The 25090-nt window shown below is 61.1% G+C and carries 20 protein-coding genes; 10 read left to right on the top strand and 10 right to left on the bottom strand.

All coding sequences use genetic code 11. The features are described from left to right. Positions 1-322: 322 nt before the first annotated feature. Positions 323-880, bottom strand: coding sequence for a spermidine N1-acetyltransferase (speG, locus tag WS64_RS11405; RefSeq protein ID WP_060966489.1), 558 nt, complete (start codon positions 878-880; stop codon positions 323-325). Between the two features lie 149 nt (positions 881-1029). Between speG and WS64_RS34885 the strand changes: the two genes are divergently transcribed. From WS64_RS34885 to WS64_RS11390, 5 genes are all read left to right on the top strand, one after another. Further along, positions 1030-1200: a hypothetical protein gene (locus tag WS64_RS34885; protein ID WP_006489933.1), complete on the top strand. Its 171-nt coding sequence runs from the start codon at positions 1030-1032 to the stop codon at positions 1198-1200. A gap of 115 nt (positions 1201-1315) precedes the next feature. Continuing rightward, entirely contained in the window at positions 1316-1564 is a 249-nt protein-coding gene (locus tag WS64_RS11400) for a DUF2795 domain-containing protein (protein WP_060966488.1), read from the top strand. Between the two features lie 109 nt (positions 1565-1673). Next, positions 1674-3032, top strand: coding sequence for a sensor domain-containing diguanylate cyclase (locus tag WS64_RS11395; RefSeq protein WP_060966487.1), 1359 nt, complete (start codon positions 1674-1676; stop codon positions 3030-3032). 149 nt (positions 3033-3181) lie between these two features. Next, positions 3182-3307 (top strand): hypothetical protein, encoded by a 126-nt coding sequence (locus WS64_RS35500; protein WP_279616247.1) that lies wholly within the window; start codon positions 3182-3184, stop codon positions 3305-3307. A gap of 218 nt (positions 3308-3525) precedes the next feature. After that, entirely contained in the window at positions 3526-4077 is a 552-nt protein-coding gene (locus tag WS64_RS11390; protein ID WP_060966486.1) for a sce7726 family protein, read from the top strand. Here WS64_RS11390 and WS64_RS11385 read toward each other — a convergent pair. Next, positions 4022-5158: a beta family protein gene (locus WS64_RS11385; protein WP_244166550.1), complete on the bottom strand. Its 1137-nt coding sequence runs from the start codon at positions 5156-5158 to the stop codon at positions 4022-4024. The two genes, WS64_RS11390 and WS64_RS11385, sit on opposite strands and share 56 nt — an antisense overlap. Before the next feature lie 434 nt (positions 5159-5592). Beyond that, positions 5593-6987 carry a tRNA uridine-5-carboxymethylaminomethyl(34) synthesis GTPase MnmE gene (mnmE, locus tag WS64_RS11380; RefSeq protein ID WP_060966485.1) on the bottom strand — a complete coding sequence of 465 codons (1395 nt, stop codon included), beginning with the start codon at positions 6985-6987 and terminating at the stop codon, positions 5593-5595. 348 nt (positions 6988-7335) lie between these two features. On the opposite strand from mnmE, the gene WS64_RS11375 reads away from it, so the two are divergent. Continuing rightward, positions 7336-7767, top strand: coding sequence for a helix-turn-helix domain-containing protein (locus WS64_RS11375; protein ID WP_060010875.1), 432 nt, complete (start codon positions 7336-7338; stop codon positions 7765-7767). A 103-nt stretch (positions 7768-7870) separates the two neighbouring features. Here the strand turns inward: WS64_RS11375 and yidC are convergent, their stop codons facing one another. From yidC to rpmH, 4 genes are all read right to left on the bottom strand, one after another. Beyond that, positions 7871-9532 carry a membrane protein insertase YidC gene (yidC, locus tag WS64_RS11370; RefSeq protein ID WP_059573579.1) on the bottom strand — a complete coding sequence of 554 codons (1662 nt, stop codon included), beginning with the start codon at positions 9530-9532 and terminating at the stop codon, positions 7871-7873. Between the two features lie 8 nt (positions 9533-9540). Beyond that, positions 9541-9807, bottom strand: coding sequence for a membrane protein insertion efficiency factor YidD (gene yidD, locus WS64_RS11365; protein WP_006750110.1), 267 nt, complete (start codon positions 9805-9807; stop codon positions 9541-9543). Between the two features lie 75 nt (positions 9808-9882). After that, positions 9883-10344, bottom strand: coding sequence for a ribonuclease P protein component (gene rnpA / locus WS64_RS11360; protein WP_060966484.1), 462 nt, complete (start codon positions 10342-10344; stop codon positions 9883-9885). Positions 10345-10359: 15 nt separating this feature from the next. Continuing rightward, on the bottom strand, positions 10360-10494 hold the full coding sequence (rpmH, locus tag WS64_RS11355) for a 50S ribosomal protein L34 (RefSeq protein ID WP_004198824.1): 135 nt from the start codon (positions 10492-10494) through the stop codon (positions 10360-10362). A gap of 421 nt (positions 10495-10915) precedes the next feature. On the opposite strand from rpmH, the gene dnaA reads away from it, so the two are divergent. The 4 genes from dnaA (at position 10916) to WS64_RS11330 (ending at position 17823) form a co-directional block, all read left to right on the top strand. Next, complete coding sequence (gene dnaA, locus WS64_RS11350; protein WP_060966483.1) at positions 10916-12493, top strand: chromosomal replication initiator protein DnaA; 1578 nt, start codon at positions 10916-10918, stop codon at positions 12491-12493. 170 nt (positions 12494-12663) lie between these two features. Next, positions 12664-13770 (top strand): DNA polymerase III subunit beta, encoded by a 1107-nt coding sequence (gene dnaN, locus WS64_RS11345; RefSeq protein WP_006756934.1) that lies wholly within the window; start codon positions 12664-12666, stop codon positions 13768-13770. A 193-nt stretch (positions 13771-13963) separates the two neighbouring features. Then, positions 13964-16438 (top strand): DNA topoisomerase (ATP-hydrolyzing) subunit B, encoded by a 2475-nt coding sequence (gene gyrB, locus WS64_RS11340; RefSeq protein ID WP_060966482.1) that lies wholly within the window; start codon positions 13964-13966, stop codon positions 16436-16438. Between the two features lie 243 nt (positions 16439-16681). After that, positions 16682-17823 (top strand): IS3 family transposase gene (locus WS64_RS11330; protein WP_155720390.1). Its coding sequence is split into 2 segments (ribosomal slippage): positions 16682-16934 and positions 16934-17823, totalling 1143 coding nucleotides; the frame shifts between segments, so codons are not numbered across the junction. A gap of 160 nt (positions 17824-17983) precedes the next feature. Here WS64_RS11330 and WS64_RS11325 read toward each other — a convergent pair. The 3 genes from WS64_RS11325 to WS64_RS11315 form a co-directional block, all read right to left on the bottom strand. Continuing rightward, on the bottom strand, positions 17984-21409 hold the full coding sequence (locus WS64_RS11325; RefSeq protein ID WP_060966481.1) for a type I restriction enzyme subunit R domain-containing protein: 3426 nt from the start codon (positions 21407-21409) through the stop codon (positions 17984-17986). 14 nt (positions 21410-21423) lie between these two features. Continuing rightward, the gene (locus WS64_RS11320; RefSeq protein WP_167351616.1) at positions 21424-22623 is read right to left on the bottom strand and encodes a restriction endonuclease subunit S; all 1200 of its coding nucleotides are present in this window, start codon (positions 22621-22623) and stop codon (positions 21424-21426) included. A gap of 95 nt (positions 22624-22718) precedes the next feature. After that, positions 22719-24824 (bottom strand): class I SAM-dependent DNA methyltransferase, encoded by a 2106-nt coding sequence (locus tag WS64_RS11315; RefSeq protein WP_060966948.1) that lies wholly within the window; start codon positions 24822-24824, stop codon positions 22719-22721. Positions 24825-25090: the final 266 nt, after the last annotated feature.

Below are 25090 nucleotides of genomic sequence, written 5' to 3'. Positions count from 1 at the left end.
GGGCGGCGCGCGTCCGGCAAACGCTGCCGAATCGCGGACGGGCCCGCGCCGCCCGGCGGAAAGCGTTATCCGACAAGGCTTTCAGCGAAGTTACAATGCGACGATTGAACGGTTTGGATAATCCATTTCGCTATTCGGCTCATTTTGATGCATTGCACATAAAGTCATCCAAAATGATTCGACTTTTACCGCAGCGCGGCAGCGCCTTTACTCGATACAAGAAAAATGCCAGATATAGGCGCATCCGTATTTATCCGTAGGTCGCCGCCTCTATTCGGCGCGCTCGGTGCCCCGTCGCAAGCGCATTTCGTCCGTGTGGTGTTTACCCTGCATTATTCAATCCGGTTTGCTGGCGCTCGAAATAATCGCGCTGGAAGATGCACATGCGATAAGCGTTGTGATACGCGCCATTCCCGAAAAATTCTTCCTTCAATTCGGCTTCGTGCTGGAATCCGCATTTCTCGTACACGTGAATCGCCGCCGCGTTCGACGTATCGACGATCAGGTACAGCTTGCGCATGTTCAGCACCTTGAACGCGTATTCGATCGCGAGGCGCGTCGCCTGGCCCGCATAGCCGCGCCCCTGGCACTGCGGCGCGATGATGATCTGGAACTCGCCGCGGCGGTGGATGTAGTCGAGCTCGATCAGCTCGACGAGGCCGACCAGTTCGTCCCGCGCATCGACCGCGACGAAACGGCGCTCGCGCTGATCGTGCACGTGACGGTCGTACAGTTGCGACAGTTCCGAGAAGGTTTCGTACGGCTCCTCGAACCAGTAGCGCATGATCTTCGCGTCGTTGTTCAGCTCGTGGACGAAGCGCAGGTCCTGGCGTTCCAGCGGCCGTAGCGCGAGCGTGTGGGTATCGTTCTGAAGTTGCATGTTGGTGTCCTTTTTGATGTCGCCGCATGCGCGAAATGCCTGCGGCCCGGCCGCGTTCCGGCCCGTTTCGCACTGTAAGAAATTGAACGCGGGCGAAGTTCAGAGCCTAGAATGGGAACAAGGGTTCCTGCCACCGCAAGGAGGCTATCGTGATCGAGCAAGTCATCCTCGGAATTTTCCTCGTGCTGCCGCTCGTCATCGTGGCTGCGCTGTTTTCCGACGAACTCTGGCAGGAGCATCGTCGCCAGCATCCGCGCGACGAGAACGCACCGCACATCGACTGGAAGCATCCGTGGCGCCGCGTGCGACGCGGGCATTGACTTCGATCATCGTCGATCCGCCGCATGCGCAGGGCCGGCCACCCCAGGCCGGGTAACACGCGGGCACGGCCCTTGCGCTTCGATCCGATTCCCGCCCCACCCGCGAGACACCGACGTGAACGACAAGCCCGCCCTTCCTCCGCACGATATCCCGAACGAAACGATCGACCTGCAGATCGCCGATGTGCTGGCGGCCGTCCGCTATCCCGCGAACAAGGATGCGATCGTCGATGCCGCACGCGACGCCGGCGCCAGCAACGAAGTGCTGGCGATGCTCGACGGCCTGCCCGAACAGGACTACGCGGACGTCGACGCCGTCACGCGCTGGATTGCCGGCAACTTCGGCCCGGGGCTCGGCATTTGAGCGGATGCCAATAACGCGATAGGATCGGGCCGCACCGGTCGCGCCGCGATCGGGGAGCGCGCCGCCCGGCGCAAGATCGGGCGTTTCGCGCGCGTGCCCGGGGGACTCCATGGAAGGCATCCTGATCCAGCACACGACGCAACGTCAGCTGTGGTTCGGCGCGCTGACGGCGCTCGTCATCCTGCTCACGCTCGGGATCGCCGTGCCGCACGCGAACGTCGCGCTGCCGGCCGTCGAGCCGTTCATGCCGATGTGCGCGCTCACCGTGTTCACGACCGCGAGCATCGCGGCGTTCTTCCTCGGCGCGCAGTTCACCGTGACGCGCCAGCCCGTGCTCGGTGCGCTCGGCGGCGCCTATGCGTTCACCGCGCTCGCCGTCGCGCTGCAGTTGCTGACCTTTCCCGGCGTGTTCGCGCCCCACGGCCTGCTCGGCGCGCGCCCGCAAAGCGCCGCATGGATGTGGATCTTCTGGCATGCCGGCTTTCCGTGCTTCGTGATGGCCGCGCTGGTCGCACGCGAGCGGCTGACGCGCGCGCCGGTCGGCGCGAAAGAAACACGCCGCTGGACGCTCGCGCTCGTCGGCGGCCCGGCCGTCGCGGCGGCGCTGCTGTGTGTGCTCGCGCTGAACGTGTCGCTGCCGCCCGCGTTCCATCCGCCTCGCGACGCGGCCGTGCTGCCCGTCAACGGCACCGCGCTCGTCGTGTGGATCCTCAACGTGCTCGCGCTCGTGGCCGTGCTGGTCACCGGCCGGCTGCGCACGACGCTCGACCTGTGGCTCGCGATCGCGGTGCTCGCGTGCCTCACCGATACGACGCTGAACCTGCTGTCCACCCATCGCTTCACGCTCGGCTGGTATGTCGCGCGCGTGTTCAGCATGTTCACGCCGGGCGTGCTCGTGTGCGTGCTCGCATGGGAAGTGACGATGCTGTATCAGCAACTGTTCGAAGCGCACGCGACGCTGATTCGCTCGTCCGCGCGCGACGGGCTCACGGGTGCGTTCAACCGCAGCCACTTCAACGACCATTTCCACATGCTGTTCCTGCAGGCGCGGCGGCAGGGCGAACCGCTGTCGCTGCTGATGGTCGACGTCGACCACTTCAAGGCGTACAACGATGCGTTCGGTCACGTGAAGGGCGATGCGTGCCTGATCGCCGTCGCGAATGCACTGGTCGGCGCGGTGCGGCGGCCCACCGATATCGTCGCGCGCTACGGCGGCGAGGAGTTCGCGATCGTACTGCCGAATACCGGCGCGCACGGCGCGCGGGTGGTGGCCGACGAAGCGCGCGAAGCCGTATTGCGGCTCGACCTCGCGATGCCCGATTCGCCGGCCGGGCGCGTGAGCGTCAGCATCGGCTGCGCGACCGTGTCGGCCGACGACCTGTCAACGCCCGACGCGTTGATCGAGGCCGCCGATGCCGCGCTGTATCGGGCGAAGGACACGGGGCGAAACCGGGTCGTCGTCGCCTGAAACGTCTGCTGTTTGGCTAATTGTTACGGTCATTTTGACCGGAATAATCCGCCGTTACGGATTGCGGCGCGGGGATACGATCGCTTACAGCCTCGGCCGGAGCCGCTCGCTATGCTGGGTTTCATATTGAATCCGAGCAGGTGAACGCGATGAAGAAGGCCCTTTTGCTGATTGCCGGCGTCGCCGTGTTGTTGAGCGGCTGTGTCGTGGTGCCTGACGGTGGCGGGTATTACGGTGGGGGTGGGTATTATCACCATCATCGTCATTGGGATTGAACGTCCGGCCTGGCTTCGACGGGCATCCAACTTCGTCATCGGGCTTGATGTCGACGCAGGGTCGGCCTAACGGCAGTGGGGGGTAAAGGCACTCTCTGCCTGTGTTAACATGCCCCGCTGCGTACCGATTCAGGGGGCCCTCCACCGTGGTGAAATTTTCAAACAGCAATCAAACGCCTCGTATCGCGACACGCGATCGTGACGTTCGAACCGCTGTCATGAAAAAGGTCCTTGCGGAGCCGATGTCGAATCCCAACGTGCTCGTCGTGGAAGAGCTGGGGCTCGAGCACGGCGCATGCAGGGTCGACATCGCGGTAATCAATGGCGTCATTCACGGCTACGAGCTCAAAAGCGATACCGATACACTGCACCGTCTGCCGCTGCAGATCGACGCCTACTCGCGAGCGCTCGACAAGGCGACGCTCGTCGTGAGCGAACGGCACTTCGTCGAAGCGGCGAACCTGCTTCCACCGTGGTGGGGCATCAAGGTGTCGCATGTCGGCCCTCGCGGAGCGGTTCACATCGAGACCGAGCGCGCCGCGTCAATGAACCCGGACATCTCCCCGTTCCATGTTGCCCACCTTCTCTGGCGCGACGAAGCCCTGGCCATTCTGGAAGCCCTTGAAACCGACAGGAAGGCGCTGCGCGGCAGCAGACGGGCGCTGTATACGCTGCTCACGCAACACCTTTCCCCTTCGTCGCTTCGCGCGCAGGTCAGGGAAGCGTTGAAGCGCCGAACAAGGTGGCGACATCCCTCACAACCTTCGTGACATGGTGGTTGCTCCCCACCATCGGCCAAGTTGATGCACCGCCGGTACTTCCAATGCCGCTCGCGCAGTCCTCGATGAATTGATCACCGTGTGAGTAGGCGCCTCCCATGAAGATCGGCGGCCTGGCGGAAACAATACTCCGGCAGATGTCGGCGTACTGCGCACGCCCATGTTTCTTGACCTGCACACCCATCGCGATGAACCACTCATCGTCGATGGTGTACTTCACCTTTGCAGTCGGATCGAGCATGCGTGGATCGATGAGTTCGGTCTCCGGATGCGCCACGGCGTAGTCGCCGAAAGTCGGCACGCGTGTGCCGGCAGGTAGCATTCCGACAAGTGATTTGTAGCCAAGCCAATCATGACGCTTGATCAGGCCGGACGGTCGATACGACGCCGACGGCAACGTCTGCGGGAATGACGTCCCGGCAATCGTGACGGAACGCCAATCTTCGAGCTTCGGCAACTCGTCGAGCAACCCTTTCCACACCAACGCCTGCATCTTCGGGCTGGTTGCGATGTCGGCCGCGCAATCGAGTACGAGATCGCACGCGCTTTCTGCTATCCCGATGGCGTCCAGCAACGTATCCACCTCCGCGCGCATCGAAATGCCGAAGTCGTCCGGCGTCAGTCGAAGACAGGCTCCCCGTCCATCGCGATCGACAATCGCCCTTACAGCAGCCATATACGCTTCGGAGCGCCCCGCCCCAAACACCGGGACGGGCATGGCCCCGGCGGCCCGTGCCAAGTCGAAGATATGGGCCAGATGGTGCGCGCCGCTCTCGACACACGCGTCGCCGTCGATAAAGGGAGAATCGACAAAACAACGTCGCGTGTCCCATTTTTGTTTGAGTCGCACGCCAAACTTGCTCAAGTGCTCGTCGAGGCTCTTGGCTGGCGCTTCAGCCTCAAAGTCCCACGCCTCCGTCGGCACCTCGAACAACGGTGTTACCCAATTCATGACGGTCGCCGTCAATCTGGACAACGCAAGGTATTCTCCCTGACGCCATTTCAATACTGGAACGTAGTGGTTGTGATCGAACATGCTTTCCTCAAAGTAAAACTCGTCAAAGTCGAGCATTCCCGCCACTCCGAAACGAATGGCGTCATTTGAGGATTACTGTATCGATTCAATATCGCAAGAGCATGCAGGGTATTCGTCCGATCGGCACCGGATATCTCAATATACCGGCACCGGAAATTGATGCATATTCCGCAACACCCAACAAAAAATGTTGAGAAAAATCCTTCTCGTCGAAAAGGCATGTTCGCCGTCTACGCCCCGCATGTAGCGCCAGCCAAGGGAGATCGAGTGCATCGGCCGGATGATGCCCCTCCAGGAGATTGATCTTTGTCTCATGAAGGATGATGGTAATATGCGATCAACCGATTGCAGCTGAAAATGTCATAAATCGTATATTTTTTAGTGTCTCTGCAAACGGACACGCTTCACGATCGGCATCAGGGGGAGGCGGCCTCTCCAGTGCTTTTTTAGCTTCTGAAACAATGCCGCCTTTATTTCCCGATACAAAACCTGCTGAAAATCACCCCCAGCAGATCATCCGACGTGAACTCCCCGGTAATCGCATTGAGCTGCTCCTGCGCGAGCCGAAGCTCTTCGGCAAACAGGTCGAGCGACTGCGCGCGCTGCTCCGCATGATCGGCCGCCTGCGCGAGATGTTCCTGCGCGGCCCGCAGCGCGATCAGATGCCGCTCCCGCGCGAGATACACGCCCTCGGCCCCCGCCTGCCACCCGGCGATCCGCAGCAGCTCCGCGCGCAGCATGTCGATCCCGTCGCCGCGCTTCGCCGACAGATGCACCTCGGTCAGATCGCCTTCCGCCGCCGGATGCTCGACGCACGCGGGCACACCGGTCAGATCCGTCTTGTTCAGCACGCGCACCACCGGCACGCCGGCCGGAAACCGCGCCGCGATCGTTTCGTCGTCCGGCGTCATCCCCATGCGCGAATCGAGCAGATGCAGCACGACGTCCGCGCGCTCGATCTCGCTCCACGTGCGCGCAATGCCGATCCGCTCGACCTCGTCCTCCGTCTCGCGCAACCCGGCCGTATCGATGATGTGCAGCGGAATCCCTTCGACCTGGATCGTCTGCGCCACCTTGTCGCGCGTCGTGCCGGCGATCGGCGTGACGATCGCCAGCTCGGCGCCCGCCAGCGCATTCAGCAGCGACGACTTGCCGACGTTAGGCTGCCCCGCGAGCACGACCGACAGCCCTTCGCGCAGCAACGCGCCCTGCCGCGCATCGCCGAGCACGTGCGCGAGCTGCGCGCGGATCTTCGCGAGCTTGCCGCGCGCGTCGGCCGCCTCGAGGAAGTCGATTTCCTCCTCCGGAAAATCCAGCGTCGCCTCGACCAGCATCCGCAGCGTGATCACGTCGTCGACGAGCGCATGGATCTGCCGCGAGAACGCGCCGTCGAGCGAACGCCCGGCCGAGCGCGCGGCCGCCTCGGTGCTCGCCTCGATCAGGTCGGCGACGGCTTCGGCCTGCGCGAGATCGAGCTTGTCGTTCAGGAACGCGCGTCGCGTGAACTCGCCCGGCTCCGCGAGCCGCAGCCCGAAGCCGCGCCCCGCGTCCAGGCAGCGCTGCAGCAGCAACTGCATCACGATCGGCCCGCCGTGCCCCTGCAGCTCGAGCACGTATTCGCCCGTGTACGAATGCGGCGCCGGGAAATACAGCGCGATCCCGCGGTCGAGCGGCGCACCATGCGCGTCGAGAAACGGCACGTAGCTCGCATGACGCGGCGCGAGCTTCTGCCCGCACAACGCGTCGATCAGCGGCAGCGCGGCCGCCTCGCCGCCGCGCCCGAACGACACGCGGACAACGCCGATGCCGCCCCGGCCGGCGGCGGTGGCAATGGCGACGATCGGATCGGAATCGGTAGCGAGCATGGGAATCGGACGAATCTGGGGAGTCTGGGAAATCGGCGAGTAGCCGGTGCGCCGGCGCAACAGTTCGCGCGTTGGAACGCCGGCATTGTAGCGTGTCGGCACCCGCGCCACCGGACGCGACGCCGAATTCGGACTCGCCCGAATTTATCCCGACGGGGATAAGTCGAGTATCAGTACCCCGTGCTGGCATACTCTTCGTTTCGGACAAGTATGCCTGCTGGCGGGGGCGGACGATTTGCCCCTCAATTCCGCCAATGTGCCCGTACGAGGCCGGGATTCGTCTGAACAGGATACGTTTATCCTATATGGTTGTCTTAGAAACGTCGGCCGAATTGCACAATCTCCCCCATGCCGACACCCGAAGAAAAAGCCGCGTTCTCGGAACGCCTGAAGTTCGCCCTGCGGCGCAGCCCGGAGAAGGTCACCGGCGCGACGGAACTGGCGAACCGATTCAATCTGCGCCATCGCGGAGCCCAGCCCGTTTCGCCGCAAACCGCGCACAAATGGCTGACGGGCCGCACGATTCCGACGCCGGACAAACTCGCGACGCTCGCCGACTGGTTGCGCGTCGAAGTCCACTGGCTGCATTACGGCCCGTCGCCAAGCGTGATCGAACACGCGACGCCGCAACCGCTGCCGCGCGACGAGCACTATCCGCCGACGCCCGAGACGATCGAACTCGCGTCGAAGATCGAAGCGTTGTCGCCGCATCATCGCTACCTCGTACAGGAGTTGGTCGAGCAGTTCTACGGCGACGTGGGCGAATCGAAGAAGGGCTGAGCCGGGATCGGACCAGTAAAAGCAAAAAGCCGCACGGTCATGAACCATGCGGCTTTTTTTGCGCGCATCGCGAGCGGCGGACCGCCCGCGAGTACGACTGGCGTCAGGCCGGCTTCTTCTTCACGCCGCCGAGCTTGCGCGTGATGTAGTACTGCTGCGCGATCGACAGCACGTTGTTCACGACGTAGTACAGCACGAGGCCGGCCGGGAAGAAGAAGAACATCACCGAGAACGCGATCGGCATGAACTTCATCATCTTCGCCTGAACCGGGTCCGGCGGCGTCGGGTTCAGGCTCGTCTGCACGAACATCGACACGGCCATCAGCACCGGCAGGATGAAGAACGGATCGCGCTGCGACAGGTCGTGAATCCACAGAATCCACGGCGCGCCGCGCATTTCGACCGACGCGAGCAGCACCCAGTACAGCGAGATGAACACCGGGATCTGGATCACGACCGGCAGGCAGCCGCCGAACGGATTGACCTTCTCGGTCTTGTACAGCTCCATCAGCGCGGCGTTCATCTTCTGCGGATCGCTCTTGAAGCGTTCGCGCAGCGCCTGCATGCGCGGCGTGATTTCCTTCATGCGCGCCATCGACTTGTAGCTCGCCGCCGACAGCGGGAAGAACACGGCCTTGATCAGCACCGTCAGCAGCACGATCGCCCAGCCCCAGTTGCCGACATAGCCGTGGATCTTCTCGAGCAGCCAGAACAGCGGCTTCGCGATGATCGTCACCCAGCCGTAATCCTTCACGAGCTCCAGGCCCGGCGCGATGCCTTCGAGCATGCGCTCTTCTTCCGGACCGGCGAACAGGCGCGCCTGCACGTCGGCCGACTGGCCCGGCGCGATCGCGGCGACCGGCTGCTTCACGCCGACGCGGTACAGCGTCGGATCGATCTTTTCAGCGTAGATGTCGCGCTTCGCGCCCTGCTGCGGAATCCAGGCCGACGCGAAGTAGTGCTGCACCATCGCGACCCAGCCGTTGTCGGCGGACTTCTCGAAGTTCGCCTTGTTCTTGTCGAGGTCGCTGAAGTCGATCTTCTGGAAGTGCTTCGCGTCCGTGTACACCGCCGGCCCGAGGAACGTGTGCGAGAACATCGGCGTTTCGACGGCCGTGTTGTCGCGCACCAGTTCCATGTAGACCGTCGGCGTGACGGGCGCCGTGCCGACGTTGTCGATCTTGGTATCGACGCCGATCACGTAGCTGCCGCGCGTGAACGTGTAGGTCTTGATCACCTTCACGCCGCCCTTCACCGGCGATTCGAACGACAGCTTCAGCGTGTTCTGGTCGCCCGTCAGCGACGTCGAGCCGGGGTTCAGCTGCGTGTAGACGTCGTTGTGGTTCGGGAAATCGCCGCCGAGCAGGCCCGTACGTGCGAGATACGTGTGGCCGGCCGTGTGGTCGAACAGCGTGATGTACAGGTCGGGCTGCTTGCCGTCGCCCTGCTTCTTCAGCGTCAGCTTCGCGAGCGTGCCGCCGCGCGTGTCGATTTCGCCGTCGTACACGTCGGTCGAGAACTTCACCAGCTGCGCCTGCGCAGCCGGGGCCGTCGTCGACGGTGCGGCGCCGGCCGCGGCGGCAGGCACGTCACCTGCGGTCGTCGTCGCGCCCGTGCCCGATGCGCCGCCGGCGGCGGCCGGGGCCGTCTGCGTGGCGCTCGGGAAGAACATCGACGGGCGTCCATGGTCCCGCTGCCAGTTGTCGTACAGCATGACAGCTGACATGAAGAAGATCACCCATAGGACGGTGCGTTTGATATCCATGCGTTGTCTCAGAGTCGATGGGACCGCGCGTCGGCTTCGCCGCGAGCGCGAGTGTCGGAGTTGGGCGGCGGGACGAGGTCGATGCCGCCCGCGGAAAACGGATGGCATCGGCACACACGCCTGACGGCGAGATACGTGCCGCGCGCGGCGCCATGATACTGGATTGCCTCGCGCGCGTAATCCGAACAGGAAGGATAAAAACGGCAACGGTTGCCGAGCATCGGGCTCACGGCAACCTTGTAGAAGCGCAGCAAGGCGATCAATACCGTTTCCATACCTTGGGCGGCGCCGTACGACGCCGCGTCAAAACCGGCCGGGCGGGCGCGAACGCCGCACCGGGCACGGATGCGTCACTCGGACGCGGGCTTCGACGCGCGGCGCGCGATTTCCCGGGCTGCCCTGTCGAGCAGCTCGCGGATCTCGCCCGCGCACATCGCCGCGAGCGGGGCGGAAGCCGCGCTCGGCAGCGCTTTCTTGTCGAAGCGCGTGTGCTGCCGCAGCAGCAGGTCGTAACCGGCGAATTCGGCGCGGCGCAGGCGAAACGCATCGCGCGCCAGCCGCTTCACGAGGTTACGTGTGACTGCCCGCGGCGCATACTTCTTGCCGATGACGAGCCCCAGGCGTGCGGGCTGACCGGTCGGCTTGCCGTAAATCACGAAGTGCGCGGAGCGCCGCCAGGGGCGCAAACGAAAAACGGATGAAAATTCATCCGTTTTCAGAAGTCGCGCAGCTTTCGGGAAGGCGGCTTTCGTCTGCGACGGATTCGCACCCGGCTCGACGGCACCTTCCGCAGGACTGCGGACGGCGGACACAGCGCGCAACCTGCCTTAGATGGCGAGGCGCTTGCGGCCCTTCGCGCGGCGAGCGTTGATGACCTTGCGGCCACCTGCCGTCTTCATGCGGACACGGAAGCCATGGGTGCGCTTGCGGCGCGTCACGGACGGTTGGTAAGTACGTTTCATGATGTTCTCACTTGTTCGAGAATGTCGAAATTCAGGGGACCGCGTGCCCTTAACCGGAGGCATTCGGGCGAACGCAATCGCCGGGAATACAGGATTGGTTTTCGCGGAACCCGCTATTTAAACCGTTTTTCCGTTGACGGTCAATACTTTACGCGTCGTTCGCCTGTGCCAGCCCGCCCCGATCCGGCCCCGCGGCCCACAAACACAGCCTGTGGATAAGTCCCGCTGTGGCCGCGTTTGGCGTTAGAATCTCGCCTTATCTCCAAGAATCCCGCACGCCGCTTCGGCTCGCGCCTGCCCCGCCAAGACTGTGACGCAGGCGTCCGACGCACGCTCGCACGACCGCTTCGGGCCTTGTTGCGCGACCGCGACAAGGGCGCCGGCGAGCCGCGCTGTGCACGCAAAAAACGACAGTTACTTGATGAACGATTTCTGGCAACACTGTTCCGCACTGCTGGAGCGCGAGCTGACGCCCCAGCAGTACGTGACGTGGATCAAACCCTTGGCCCCGGTGGCCTTCGATGCGTCGGCGAACACGCTGTCCATCGCCGCGCCGAACCGCTTCAAGCTGGACTGGGTCAAGAGCCAGTTTTCGGGCCGGATCAGCGATCTGGCCCGTGAATTCTGGAACACGCCGATCGAAGTCCAGTTCGTCCTCGATCCGAAGGCCGGCATGCGCAGCGCCGCGGCAGGCGCCACACCGGCCGCGCCGCGTGCGCCGCTGGCGCCGAGCGGCCCGGCCGCGACGGTCGCCGCGATCGCCGCCAACCTGACCGCGAATGCCGCCGCCGCGCCCAGCGCGCCGGCCGACGTGCCGATGACGCCGTCGGCGGCCGCCGCGCACCACCTGAACGCCGACGACGCCGACATCGACCTGCCGAGCCTGCCCGCGCACGAAGCGGCGGCCGGCCGCCGCACGTGGCGTCCGGGCCCGGGCGCCGCGCCCGCGAACGGCGGCGAAGCCGATTCGATGTACGAACGTTCGAAGCTGAACCCGGTGCTCACGTTCGACAACTTCGTGACCGGCAAGGCGAACCAGCTCGCGCGCGCCGCCGCGATCCAGGTCGCGGACAACCCGGGCATCTCGTACAACCCGCTGTTCCTGTACGGCGGCGTCGGCCTCGGCAAGACCCACCTGATCCACGCGATCGGCAACCAGTTGCTGCTCGACAAGGCCGGTGCACGGATCCGCTACATCCACGCCGAGCAGTACGTGTCGGACGTGGTGAAGGCGTACCAGCGCAAGGCGTTCGACGACTTCAAGCGCTACTACCATTCGCTCGACCTGCTGCTGATCGACGATATCCAGTTCTTCTCCGGCAAGTCGCGCACGCAAGAGGAATTCTTCTACGCGTTCGAGGCGCTGGTCGCGAACAAGGCGCAGGTCATCATCACCAGCGACACGTATCCGAAGGAAATCTCGGGCATCGACGATCGCCTGATCTCGCGCTTCGACTCGGGCCTCACCGTCGCGATCGAGCCGCCGGAGCTGGAGATGCGCGTCGCGATCCTGATGCGCAAGGCGCAGTCGGAAGGCGTGAATTTGTCGGAGGACGTCGCGTTCTTCGTCGCGAAGCACCTGCGCTCGAACGTGCGCGAGCTCGAAGGCGCGCTGCGCAAGATCCTCGCGTATTCGAAGTTCCACGGCCGCGAGATCTCGATCGAGCTGACCAAGGAAGCGCTGAAGGACCTGCTGACCGTGCAGAACCGGCAGATTTCGGTCGAGAACATCCAGAAGACCGTCGCCGACTTCTACAACATCAAGGTCGCGGATATGTACTCGAAGAAGCGCCCCGCGAACATCGCGCGGCCGCGGCAGATCGCGATGTACCTGGCGAAGGAACTCACGCAGAAGAGCCTGCCGGAAATCGGCGAGCTGTTCGGCGGGCGCGATCACACCACCGTGCTGCACGCGGTGCGCAAGATCGCCGACGAGCGCAGCAAGGACGCGCAGCTCAACCACGAGCTGCACGTGCTGGAACAGACGCTGAAGGGCTGAGCGCGTGCACCGCGCTTGATAATTCGGCCTCCGCCCCAATTTAAGGGGGGCGGTTCGGTTTTGAGGCACAATACTGGTTTGACCGCCCCGGTGGTGGCGGGCCAAGAGCCCGGCCGGCGGGGCGCTGCGTGGCTGCTGCGCTGCAGGCCGTTACTCAACGAAGGAACTCTATGCAACTGGTCAAGACCGAACGAGACACCCTCCTCAGGCCGCTGCAAACGGTCAGCGGCATCGTCGAACGCCGCCATACGTTGCCGATCCTCGCCAACCTGCTGATCACCAAGAACGGCCCGGACGTTTCATTCCTGTCGACCGACCTGGAGCTGCAGATCACCACGCGCGCCGATTTCGGCGTCGGCGGCGACCAGGTCGCGACCACCGTCGCGGCCCGCAAGCTGCTCGACATCCTGCGCGCGATGCCTGACGGCCAGGTCACGCTGTCGCTCGCCGACAAGCGCCTCACCGTTCAATCGGGCAAGAGCCGCTTCGCACTGCAGACGCTGGCGGCCGACGAGTTCCCGACCGTCGCGCAGGCGAAGGATTTCGGCGCCACGCTCACCGTCCCGCAGAAGTCGTTCCGCCAGTTGCTCGGCATGGTGCACTTCGCGATGGCGCAGCAGGACATCCGCTACTACCTGAACGGCATGCTGCTCGTCGTCGACGGCGACCAGCTGATGGCCGTGGCCACCGACGGCCACCGCCTCGCGTTCTCGTCGATGAAGCTCGAAGGCGGCACGTTCGGCCGCCAGGAAGTCATCGTGCCGCGCAAGACGATTCTCGAGCTGCAGCGCCTGCTCGAAGACATCGACGACACCGTCACCATCGACATCGCGCAAACCCAGGCCAAGTTCACGTTCGGCCAGGTCGAGCTCGTGTCGAAACTCGTCGAGGGCAAGTTCCCCGACTTCCAGCGCGTGATCCCGAAGGCGCACAAGAACACGTTCGAGATCGGCCGTGAAGAGTTGCAGCGTTCGCTGCAGCGCGCGGCCATCCTGACCTCGGACAAGTTCAAGGGCGTGCGCTGCATCATCGCGCCGGGCCAGCTGAAGATCATGTCGACCAACGCCGATCAGGAAGAGGCGCAGGAAGAACTCGAAATCGCCTACCAGGGCGATACCGTCGACATCGGCTTCAACGTCACGTATCTGCTCGACGTGCTCGCGAACCTGAAGGTCGACACCGTGCAGGTGAGCCTCGGCGACGCCAGCTCGAGCGCGCTGATCACCGTGCCCGAGAACGACGAGTTCAAGTATGTCGTGATGCCGATGCGCATCTGACGCGCTCGACATCGCGACACACACCAGGGGGCGGCAAGCCCCTTTGGCGTTTTTATGGCGAACCGACAACCCGCCCTTTTGGTGCCGTTTCGGCACCTGGGGCGGGCCAGGAAACTGGAGCGGCCCGGCGATTTCTCTCGCTGAAACGCACCGCGCCGCCACGAGAGTGGCCCCGCAGAACCGGAAGATATCCATGAGTGAACAGCACAATTCGCAACCCGATAACAGCAGCTACGGCGCCTCGTCGATCCAGATCCTCGAAGGTCTGGAAGCGGTGCGCAAGCGCCCCGGGATGTACATCGGCGACACGTCGGACGGCACCGGTCTGCACCACCTCGTGTTCGAGGTGCTCGACAACTCGATCGACGAAGCGTTGGCCGGGTACTGCAACGACATCCACGTGACGATTCACGCCGACAACTCGATTTCCGTGGTCGACAACGGCCGCGGGATTCCGACCGACGTGAAGATGAACGACAAGCACGAGCCGAAGCGCAGCGCCGCCGAGATCGTGATGACCGAGCTGCACGCCGGCGGCAAGTTCGACCAGAACAGCTACAAGGTGTCCGGCGGCCTGCACGGCGTGGGCGTGTCGTGCGTGAACGCGCTGTCGAGCTGGCTGCGCCTCACCGTGCGCCGCGACGGCAAGAAGCGGTTCATGGAGTTCCACCGCGGCGTCGCGCAGGATCGCGTGATCGAAGTGGTGGACGGCGTGGAAGTGTCGCCGATGCTCGTGACCGGCGACACCGAGAACCGCGGCACCGAAGTGCATTTCATGGCCGATCCGACCATTTTCGGGACCGTCGAGTATCACTACGACATTCTGGCCAAGCGGATGCGCGAGCTTTCGTTCCTGAACAACGGCGTGCGGATTCGTCTGACCGACCTGCGTTCGGGCAAGGAAGACGATTTCGCATTCGCCGGCGGTGTGAAGGGCTTCGTCGAGTACATCAACAAGACGAAGACCAACCTGCACCCGACCGTGTTCTTCGCCAACGGCGAGAAGGACGGCGTGGGCGTCGAAGTCGCGATGCAGTGGAACGACAGCTACAACGAAAACGTGCTGTGCTTCACGAACAACATCCCGCAGCGCGACGGCGGCACGCACCTGACCGGCCTGCGGGCCGCGATGACGCGCGTCATCAACAAGTACATCACCGACAACGAAATCGCGAAGAAGGCGAAGGTCGAGACGACCGGCGACGACATGCGCGAAGGGCTGTCGTGCGTGCTCTCCGTGAAGGTGCCGGAGCCGAAGTTCAGCTCGCAGACGAAGGACAAGCTGGTTTCTTCCGAGGTTCGTGCGCCGGTTGAGGAAGTTGTGGCGAAGGCGCTGGAAGAGTTCCTGCTGGAAACGCCGATCGACGCGAAGATCATCTGCGGGAAGATCGTCGAGGCTGCTCGGGCGCGGGATGCTGCGCGGAAGGCGCGTGAAATGACGCGTCGGAAGGGCGTACTCGACGGCGTCGGCCTGCCCGGTAAGCTCGCGGATTGCCAGGAGAAAGACCCGGCGAAGTGCGAAATCTACATCGTCGAGGGTGACTCGGCAGGTGGGTCGGCGAAGCAAGGGCGCGATCGGAAGTTCCAGGCGATCCTGCCGCTGCGCGGCAAGGTGCTGAACGTCGAGAAGGCGCGCTACGACAAGCTGCTGTCGTCGGAACAGATCGTCACGCTCGTGACCGCGCTTGGGTGCGGCATCGGCAAGGAAGACTACAACCTCGAGAAGCTCCGCTATCACCGCATCATCATCATGACCGACGCGGACGTCGACGGTGCGCACATCCGGACGCTGCTACTCACGTTCCTGTATCGCCAGATGCCGGACATGATCGAGCGCGGGTACGTGTATATCGCGCAGCCGCCGCTTTACAAGATCAAGGCGGGTAAGGACGAGCGGTATCTGAAGGATGACGTGGAGCTCAACGCGCATATGCTGCGGTTGGCGCTGCAAGGGTCGGAGCTGGTGCCGGGTGAGAATGCGGCGGCGATTTCTGGGGATGCGCTTGGGGAGCTTGCTCGGTCGTATCTGCTGTCGCAGAGCGTGATCGATCGGTTGAGCCGGTTGTATGACCCGGCCGCGCTGGAAGCCGTTATGGACGGGGTGGTGATCGATCTTTCCAATGAGGAGTCGACTGAGGCTTCGGCTAAGGCGCTGCATGCTGCGTTGCATGATGACGCGCTGAAGAATGAAGTGCGGGTTGTGCCTTCGTATGACCCGGTTCGCGAACAGCGGGCGCTGCATGTCGAGCGCACGCATCACGGCAACGTGCGGGTTTCGGTCATCGACCAGGAATTCCAGCACACGGCGGATTATCAGCAGCTCGTGACGACGGCGAATACGTTCAAGGGGCTGATTGGGGAAGGTGCGGTCATCAAGCGCGGTGAGCGCAGCATGGCCGTGGCGGACTTCAAGAGCGCGATGAAGTGGCTGCTGGCGGATGCTGAACGCAACGTCTCCAAACAGCGCTATAAGGGGCTCGGCGAGATGAACCCCGAGCAGCTGTGGGAAACGACGATGGATCCGGCCGTGCGGCGTCTGCTGCGTGTGCAGATCGAGGATGCGATCGCGGCGGATGGGATCTTTACTACCCTCATGGGGGATGATGTCGAGCCGCGGCGGGCGTTTATTGAGAGCAATGCGTTGCGGGCGGGGAATATTGACGTTTGAGGTTGTAGGTTGTCAGAGATAGTGAAAAACGTGTCACTGAAATGAAAAAAGTTTCTCAGTGTCCGTGAAAAATTAGAATCATCGTTATAGCCCGGTCGACTGCCAATGTCTTCCGGGCTATTTTATTTTCTGGCACCGATAATCCCACGGCATCAAAGTCCGTGACCCTGACCCAAGAAATAGTCCGGTTCAAAAGTAGAGAAATTCGGCATGATGTGTCCAAGCGGACACGAAGGCCATGCCATGAAGACAAGCAAGTTTACGGAAGAGCAGATCGCATTTGCACTGAAGCAAGCCGAGTTGGGGACGAAGGTCGAAGAGATCTGCCGCAAGCTCGGAATAAGCGAGGCGACTTTCTACAACTGGAAGAAGAAATTCGGAGGTCTGGGACCTTCTGAGTTGCGCCGCTTGCGCCAGCTCGAAGAGGAAAACGCGAAGTTGAAGCGGCTCGTAGCAGACCTGAGCCTGGACAAGGCCATGCTGCAGGACGTACTCGCAAAAAAGCTCTGAAGCCTTCCCGTCGGCGCATGTTGATCGATGAGTTGCGTGATCGCTATCGAACCAGCTTGACGAAGACATGCGCGTTGTTTGGCATGTCTCGTTCGCTGTATCGGTATCAGTCGGTTGCGCGCGATTCGTCGGCGCTGCTCATGCGTATCAAGGAAATCACCGCCACGCGCGTGCACTACGGGTATCGACGCGTTCATGTGGTCCTGCGACGGGAAGGCTGGCGAGATAATTGCAAGCGCGTCTACAGGCTGTATCGTGCGGAGGGCCTGTCACTGCGGCATAAGCGACCACGACGTAACAAATCGGCTCGGCTGCGACAGCCCAAGCACATCGTGACCGCGATCAACGAAATCTGGAGCATGGATTTCGTTGCAGATGCCCTGTTCGATGGGCGACGCCTTCGGACTCTGACCGTCGTCGACAACTACACACGGGAATGTTTGGCCATCGAGGTCGGACAAAGTCTGAAGGGAGAGCATGTGGTCAAAGCGCTGATGCGTATTACTGCAACACGTGGGCACCCCGCCACGATCAAGGTCGACAATGGCAGCGAGTTCATCTCGAAGGCAATGGATCGCTGGGCCTACGAACATGGCGTTGAATTGGATTTCAGTCGGCCGGGCACGCCCACTGACAATGCCAAGGTCGAAAGCTTCAACGGGCGTTTCCGGCAGGAATGTCTGAACGCACATTGGTTCTTGTCATTGGCCGACGCGCAGAGCAAAATCGACGACTGGCGCACGTACTATAACGAGGTGCGCCCCCACTCTGCATTGCAGTGGATGACGCCCGCCGAATTCGCCCGTCAGGCAAGGGAATCCGCCTCGCCTGACAACTCAACCAAGCCGGAAATCTCCACTTCCGACCGGGACTAATTCTGGTTCAGGGTCACAAGCCGGAAATCTCCACTTCCGACCGGGACTAATTCTGGTTCAGGGTCACAAGCCGGAAATCTCCACTTCCGACCGGGACTAATTCTGGTTCAGGGTCAGTAGGAATCTAGACTACCAGATATCATGCCTGCCCCGCCCGCTATCAGCTCTGCCTCAGCCGGCTGTCGCCAACCACCACCCATTCCTCGTAATCCGCCATAACAAGTTCAGGGCGTCGCATCAGCGGATTCAGAAACGCCTTGCGATGCGGATGCGCGAAAACGTTTGGCTCAATTACAGCTGCGTCCAGCAGCTCTTTAAATTTTCCGAACCGATTTTCCCAAGAGTAGTCCTCGCCGTTCGCAGCCATGGCTTGGATCAATTTGCGGTGGACATCGTTATTTTTTCGTTTTCCGACAGCGTCCATCGCGGCAAACAAAGTCCGCAAAAAGTCTTTCAGTTTTTCGATCAATTCAAGCTTCTGCTCTTCGGTCAACTGCAAAGCCACCAGAAGCTCCAACGCATCGAGCGACTCCGCTATCGCCGCGACGGATTGCGGCAAGCCATTCTTGGAGGCAAGCTCCTTTGCGCGATTCCGCTTCTTGCTCTCCGGGATCTCGTCCAGCCCCCAGCCCTCTGACTCTTCAACGAGGTCGATATCGAACACCGCACCGACACGCTCGTCTGCGTCCTTAGTTTTCGCGGAAAGGTGGTTGACGACTTGTTCAGCGAACGCCACTCGCCACTCGTCGTTGTGCCGGCGCAGTTCAGCGCGGTCAAAATCGAGAATCCCGAGCAGCCGCGTGCGGCTCGATAGCCACGCCGTTCCATACTTCCGCAGCTTTGCCGCGCGAACTATGTCTCGGAGGACCAATTCGTCCAAAAAGTCGGAGAGCCCCATTGCTCCCAAACTGTCCTTCCCGCCGGAGAGCGTTGCACGCCACGTTCTCCAATGTGTTTCAAGGTCGCGGTCCTTGAAGAAGCCGCAATACGCGGCGTTCATCTTTTCCACCAAATCCATGGCGTCGAGGTCGGAAACCGCAATCCCGCCATATTTTGCGAAGACCTTCGGAAGGTTCTTGGAGACGATGCCCGCATGAGAGAAGTCGACAATCAGGCAGTCGCTTTTCCATTTCCGCAAACGATTCGCGCGACATGCGGTCTGAAACAGCAAGACATCGTCCATGCCGCGGTCAATGAACACGGTGTGCAACGTCGGTTCGTCAAATCCGGTGAGAAGCTTGTCCACGACAACCACAATGGAATTGCGCACCTTCAACCCGCCCGCGCTTTCGATGCCTTTGCGTCGAAACGCATCGATAATCTGTTCCTGATTGCGTCCGTCGTTTTTCGACGAGCAGCTCGCTTCCCCCTGCTTGTCCGTGTAGAGGAGCAACACCGGGATGTTTCTCAGGGTTTCAGCATGCTCTGAGAAACGGGAGTCAGCTGCAAGAGCCTCCAACTCTTCCTTGAGCAGGGTTTGGTAAGCGATTGCGGATCGGATCGAATTGGAGGCAAACAAGGCCTTACCCTCGCCGAGGGTCCGGCCTCCTGCAGGCCGCACGGCCATCATAGTTTTAGCAGCGAAGACACGCGCGGCTTTTCTCGCCACGAACCGCTGACGATTTGGATTCTCATAAATCTCGTCGGCGGTGGGCGCGCGCAGCTTGTCTCCTTCGCCAATTTTCGACAGGGTGTCGGTTATCGCATACACGACATGATCTTCGAATCTAACCACGTTCTGGATGGGATTGAGGATCACCTTGTCCCGTATCGCTTGCGTCATCGTGTAAGCGAAATACGGAGCCCAACGAATGTCATCGCCAGGCGAACTGGGCGAGCGCCACTCTCCGATCCTAGCGAGGATTTCGTCCGTGGGCGTGGCCGTCAGCCCAATGACCAAATTGCGCTTCGCGCCTTCTGGGCGAATCGTGCCCCACTGATCGAATACGTCAATCATCGCGTTATGCAACACGCCGCTTTGCGAGCGGTGAACCTCGTCGATCACGAACGCTACACGCATACGAAGAAGGAGCTCGGCGAGTTCGGGGTCTTCGCCGGCAAGGCGCTGCAGCGATGGAAACTTGTGAACGTTCACCACTACGACGCGAGTGCGGCCGATCAAAGCGAGCCGCAGCTGCTTGAATGTCCGAGCCTCAGCGACAATCTCTCGTGTCGCGCGCAGCCGACCCGCTTCCTCAGCGACGTTTTTGCGAAGTTCTGTCCGATCGGTCAGCAACACGCAAAGGTCAAAAAGGGGAGCGAATGTTTTGCTGCGCGGGTCGGGCATGTCCGCCAACGCTTGCGCGAGCCAAACGATAACGTTTGTTTTGCCAAGCCCTGCTGCACCTTGGAGAAGCACAGAGTGAGATTCCGCTCCGTTTCGATAAAGCAAGGTTTCGCTGACGATCTGGTCGGCTTTCGCGGAGTCCAAGTCGGGGAGGTCGATCGCCAGCCTTTCCCTCACTGTCTGCTCACTTATTTTTGGACGGCCCTCCTCGGCATAAAGCTCGCGGACACGGCGAATGGTCTGAAATAACATAGCCCGCTGAGCGGGGCGTGGAAGCAGTATCTCTGCCCCGGTAGTCGTGCGGCTTGGACGGCTTTGGTTGAAGTAGAAGATTTCGCGGTCAATGCCGTCCCCGGCCGAGAACAGGGCCGCTAGGTGATCGGCCAGCGCCTCGCTCGGCGACTTCTCTCGCATGTCTGCGCCACGGGTGAACGCCGCGATGAGGCGCTGCGGGATTACAGCCTCCAAACCGATCCGATCGCCCTTTTCGATGGCTTCATCCACGTCAGCTAGTAGCCATTCGAGGTCTTGCAGCAACATCAGGTTGCCCATGTCGACGCAGCTGATGTGGACCGCCTTTTCGTAAAGGCAGACCTCTTGACGAATGCGGTTCCTTTCAGCAGCTGGCATTGAGCGGCTTCTGAAACCCGGCCATTTTCCGCCGGCGCGTGCCCAATCCTCGCGCGCTTCAGCCAAGACTGCTATCGCCGATTCGACGCAGTTGTGCGCTATCTTTTTGCGTCCATCAGTCGCAGCTGTCTGCCCAGTCTGGGCGGTTTTCAGCTCGGAATAGGCAAAATAAACTCCATTGACGAAGAACACGTAGTCAGGGCGTCGCTTGATGCGCTTGCCGGTCAACGGAAAGACGCGTTCAAACGCGGCTTCGGGAACTGCACGCAAAAGGTTGCGGGCGAAGAAATCGGCCGCTGCTTGCTGAGCCCCTGCGCGCGGGGCCTCGTTCCAGAGAGAAAACGAATATGACCGAAAGACAATCGGCTCGCGAAGAACGAACGACGCGTTGGGGGTCGCCGCTATCCTCGGCGCGAGCGCTTCTTCGATGAATGCCTTGGCGCAATCTTCGTCCGAGGCGAAAGCCTGCGCCGCCTTCTCAAACGCGGCTTGGTTGGACGGGTTCCCATCTCGGATGAACTCGAGGATGTCGCCGGGTATAAGCCATCTATCGGAATCGATATCTGACGGTTTGCCCAGTACCCAACCGAGTTGATCTTGTCCGTGCCCAGTCAGAAACGGTAAGAACACCCCTCGCTGAAAATCATCCTCTTTGAACCCGTGCCTCATTATTTACCCCGTTTTTATGCCGCTTTTTCGACTGCTCCGTCTTCGTCCAGTCCGGTCAATTGAAACGCGAGTAGTCTGCCAGTGACCGCTTCATCAATGATAGAGCGGCGTTGCTGGCTCAGCAGCTCTTCCATGCGATCAAGCGCTTCGGATTGTCGATTGATCCCGGCTAGACGCCGATCCAGTTCTTTCGCGAGGTCGAATTGGACGTCGAGCGGCGGCAGCGGTATGCGAATATCTTTAAATTTGTCCCAGTAAAGGCGCAACCGAAAATCAATGATCCCTCGGGAGCGCGCTCGCATTTCCTCGATCGCAGAGGCCGTCCGCAGCATATGTTCGACGAAGCTCGGCACAACTTGTCGCTTCGGTCTCGCCACGACGTAGGCGGGGCTTACCAAACCCTCGACTTTTGCAACACCGAAGCCACCTTGCCATGCACGCATTTGGTTGTACACGATATCGCCTGGCTGGACTTTTTTATAGAGACCGCGGTTCTCGCTTCTCGCGACCTTTCGATCCTGCTCGTCGTCGGCGAGCTCTTTGTCCGAAATGCCTGAATGAATCGAGACGCTCAGTATTGGAAGGCCGGCTCCGCCGAAGGCGGAGCTTTGCCGAAACAGATTGCCGAGTCGTTCGACGCGCCAACCTGATGGCACGGGCCCGTGCCACGCTTCGTCTGCAAGCGGTTCGGTCCCGATCGTCGCAGCGCGGGCAAAAATAACTTCCTCCCGAATCGACCGTTTTAGCTCAGCGATGAGAGTGCGACGACGCGCGAGCAACTCCACCTGGCGGTCGATAAGAGCGAGCCGCTGTTTGAGCAGCGTTACGATTGCGCCCTGGGTCGCCAGATCGGGGAGCGGAATGCGCTGCGAAGACAAGATTCCCCAATCGACTCTGGGCATTTTCGCGCCAGAGACATGCTCGCTTAGCTTGTCGGTGAAGCCTTTCGAGATTAGAACGAATGCCAGATACTCTGGATCGGCGATGCCGATGTTCGGTGCGAGAAGCAAAAATTCCGTCGATACGGCCAGTGGCTCGGCCACGATGAACGCCTTCGCGAGATATGGCCGCAGTTTCCCATAGCAAATTGTCCCAACCCGCGCAAGATTGCTAGTCGACACGTGTGTGCCGAGTTCGATCGGCCGCGCGATGCCTCGCTGGGCTTCGACATGCTCCATGCCAACGTAACGCTTCGGCACGAACTGGTTCTTCACGCGCGGCAGATGCGCAGCGTCCTTTAGCCGAGCGTCAGTCCACCCGGCCGGAAGCCCCCGCATCCATAGAGGCGGTTGTTCTGCTCGAATCCCTTTCACTGGCGCCTCCGGCCACCGACGGCTTCCAACGCGGCCTGCAAATCGGTCATCTCTCGCGCCAGAATCTCTAGCTCATTGGCGAGCTCTTCACTGCTGGGAACATGCACCCGCTTCGGAAAAAAACGATTGAAATTGATCTCGCAGCCGAGCTTTTGTCCAAGGCGCCTTCGCGGTTCTCGGACCCAACTGTTCAAAAATTCTTCAATAAAGCGATCGTTTTCGGACGGGTCCGACGAAAACGCCGTTATCTCGTGATCTTTTTCAAGGAGGGGACCAATCACCGTCGTCACCTTTACGACTTCCCCCGATTTCTTTGACTTCGACACCTTCGCCTTTACCGACACACGTCCCAGTCCAAGCGACATGTGGCCTTCGACTCTTTCCTCAGTCAGTCGCCCGCTCTCGACATCCCAGCGCCACTGATTACCGTCCGAAGCGACAAGGTGAATCGAGGTCGCGCGCTTGACCCATTCGTTAAGTGTTGCTGCGGCCGCCACAGGTGTCGATCCGATGCTTTCGGCGTCGTCCAGCACACCGCGGACGATCTTTACGAGACGATCGTCGATAGACAGTTCCAGCTCGTCGCAATTGAGTTCCACTGGCTCTTGAATCGCGCGCCCTTCTTCATCATGTCGATGCACCTCTATCTCGACGTCGTTGTAAAGCAACTGGTCGATCGTCAGCACCTTTGACAGTGGTCCATCGGCGTACGCTTCAAAAGCTCGAACAATCGTCTCGCGCGTCTCGGACGAGATCTTGCAATTCTTCTTGTTCAAATTACGTTCCAGCTTCGTTCCGCAATCTTCCGCGTTGATCAATAAGACCCTTCCACTTCGGTGCCTCGGCTTGTTCCTATTGAGGACCCACATGTAGGTGGAGATGTCTGTGTTGAAAAACTCGCCTCTCGGTAACTGGATGATTGCCTCGACCAGGTCTTGCTCTTTGAGCAACCAGAGCCGTGTTTGAGACTCGCCGCTGCCAGCTCCGCCGGAAAAGAGAGTCGATCCGTTATGGACGATCGTAGCGACGCCTTGCTCGGCAAGATGGAAAGCGGCATGCTGTAAGAACAGCAATTGACCATCCGAAATCGGCGGCAGGCGATCTCTCGAAAATCGGCCCGACGCGTCCGATTCGATAGCGAACCTGAAATCCTTCCAATCGCTGCCATACGGTGGATTCGCGACGATGACATCAAATTTTTCGGAGAGGAAGAGATCGTTCGTCAGGGTGTTTTCATGCTCGATGCGCGAGTCTTCCCGGAAGCGCGCCTCGATCGCTGCAAGCGCATATAGCGCGTCATTGAGCTCTTGTCCTCGCGTGCGCACGGACAGACGAGGGAACGCCTGACGCAATGCATCCTCGGTCGCGAACAAAAAATTCCCGCCGCCGCATGCCATGTCATAGACGTCCGCAACGCCGTCTTCAAGCGACCCTTCTTTTCGCAGGCTCACAATTAAGTCGGCTGCAAGGTCGATCACGTCCGACGGTGTGTATTGTTCGCCAGCGGTTTCGGCTGAAATGTCCCCCCAACGCCTCTTTATATGCTCTTCGATCGTGGTGACTTCCGAGTTCGTGAACGGCGTCAGGTCGATCGCCGCCCAGCGAGACGCGAAGGCGTAAAGCGGGCTATTTGGGCGTGAAAAAAGGTCTGAAGCCTTTCCTTGGATGTCGAGATATTTGGGCGCACCTTCTGGATACCCGAGCCCCAGCAACCGCTTCGTCTCAGTGTCATAGAGCTCCAAGTGCGCAAGCAGGCGCCCCCGAAAATTTCCGCCAGGAACCGCGCACGTCTCCTTAAGACCCTTGCCCAAGAGCAGCAGCTCCGGGTGAAAACCTTTGTTTTCAGCGCGCGCCGAAGCTTCCAACCATTCACGATGATCAGCGAGCTCAAAATCGAAGCCCATTCCCATTGCCTTTTCGAACTGCGCGATCTTTTCCGCACGGAAACGCCGCAATCGCGATTCCAAAAGCATCAGCGCGAAAAAGGGCATCATGTAGCTGGGGAAATCGCCCTCCTTGATGCCCGCCCCGCGGAGCGTGTCCGCCGTCTTCCAGATCGTTTCGGCGTAGGAGAGCAGGGCGGCTCCAATTTTTTGCGACATTATCATTCTCAGGCTTGTGTTCAACTGCCAGTGCGTGTTTCAGCTGAATTGCTGGGGCGCCTTCCGCCTTCCAGAACAGCCAGACGCACGGGTAAGGGTGCATTTTAAACCGACGGGCACGTAAGGGAGCCGGAGACCCCTTCGGAGCCACTGGTCGCGGATGAACTCGTATCGGCCCCACCACTGCCGGCCCACCCATGCGTGGGATGCCGTCGGATGAATGGTACAGCCTACGATAGCGAAGTAGGACGAGCACGGTCGCTCTA

Source organism: Burkholderia anthina, from assembly GCF_001547525.1.
GTDB lineage: Bacteria > Pseudomonadota > Gammaproteobacteria > Burkholderiales > Burkholderiaceae > Burkholderia > Burkholderia semiarida.
Note: the sequence above shows the minus strand (reverse complement) of the source record. Positions and strands in the feature narration are given on the sequence as shown.

Bases quoted from the DNA above. Each gene is read 5' to 3' on its own strand.
- WS64_RS11395 (WP_060966487.1), top strand. From the start codon at position 1,674: ATGGAAGGCATCCTGATCCAGCACACGACGCAACGTCAGCTGTGGTTC.
- WS64_RS35500 (WP_279616247.1), top strand. From the start codon at position 3,182: ATGAAGAAGGCCCTTTTGCTGATTGCCGGCGTCGCCGTGTTGTTGAGC.
- speG (WP_060966489.1), bottom strand. From the start codon at position 880: ATGCAACTTCAGAACGATACCCACACGCTCGCGCTACGGCCGCTGGAA.
- WS64_RS11325 (WP_060966481.1), bottom strand. From the start codon at position 21,409: ATGAGGCACGGGTTCAAAGAGGATGATTTTCAGCGAGGGGTGTTCTTA.
- WS64_RS11390 (WP_060966486.1), top strand. From the start codon at position 3,526: ATGAAAAAGGTCCTTGCGGAGCCGATGTCGAATCCCAACGTGCTCGTC.
- dnaN (WP_006756934.1), top strand. From the start codon at position 12,664: ATGCAACTGGTCAAGACCGAACGAGACACCCTCCTCAGGCCGCTGCAA.
- mnmE (WP_060966485.1), bottom strand. From the start codon at position 6,987: ATGCTCGCTACCGATTCCGATCCGATCGTCGCCATTGCCACCGCCGCC.
- WS64_RS11375 (WP_060010875.1), top strand. From the start codon at position 7,336: ATGCCGACACCCGAAGAAAAAGCCGCGTTCTCGGAACGCCTGAAGTTC.
- gyrB (WP_060966482.1), top strand. From the start codon at position 13,964: ATGAGTGAACAGCACAATTCGCAACCCGATAACAGCAGCTACGGCGCC.
- yidC (WP_059573579.1), bottom strand. From the start codon at position 9,532: ATGGATATCAAACGCACCGTCCTATGGGTGATCTTCTTCATGTCAGCT.
- WS64_RS11315 (WP_060966948.1), bottom strand. From the start codon at position 24,824: ATGTCGCAAAAAATTGGAGCCGCCCTGCTCTCCTACGCCGAAACGATC.
- yidD (WP_006750110.1), bottom strand. From the start codon at position 9,807: ATGGAAACGGTATTGATCGCCTTGCTGCGCTTCTACAAGGTTGCCGTG.
- rpmH (WP_004198824.1), bottom strand. From the start codon at position 10,494: ATGAAACGTACTTACCAACCGTCCGTGACGCGCCGCAAGCGCACCCAT.
- WS64_RS11385 (WP_244166550.1), bottom strand. From the start codon at position 5,158: ATGCTCGACTTTGACGAGTTTTACTTTGAGGAAAGCATGTTCGATCAC.
- dnaA (WP_060966483.1), top strand. From the start codon at position 10,916: ATGAACGATTTCTGGCAACACTGTTCCGCACTGCTGGAGCGCGAGCTG.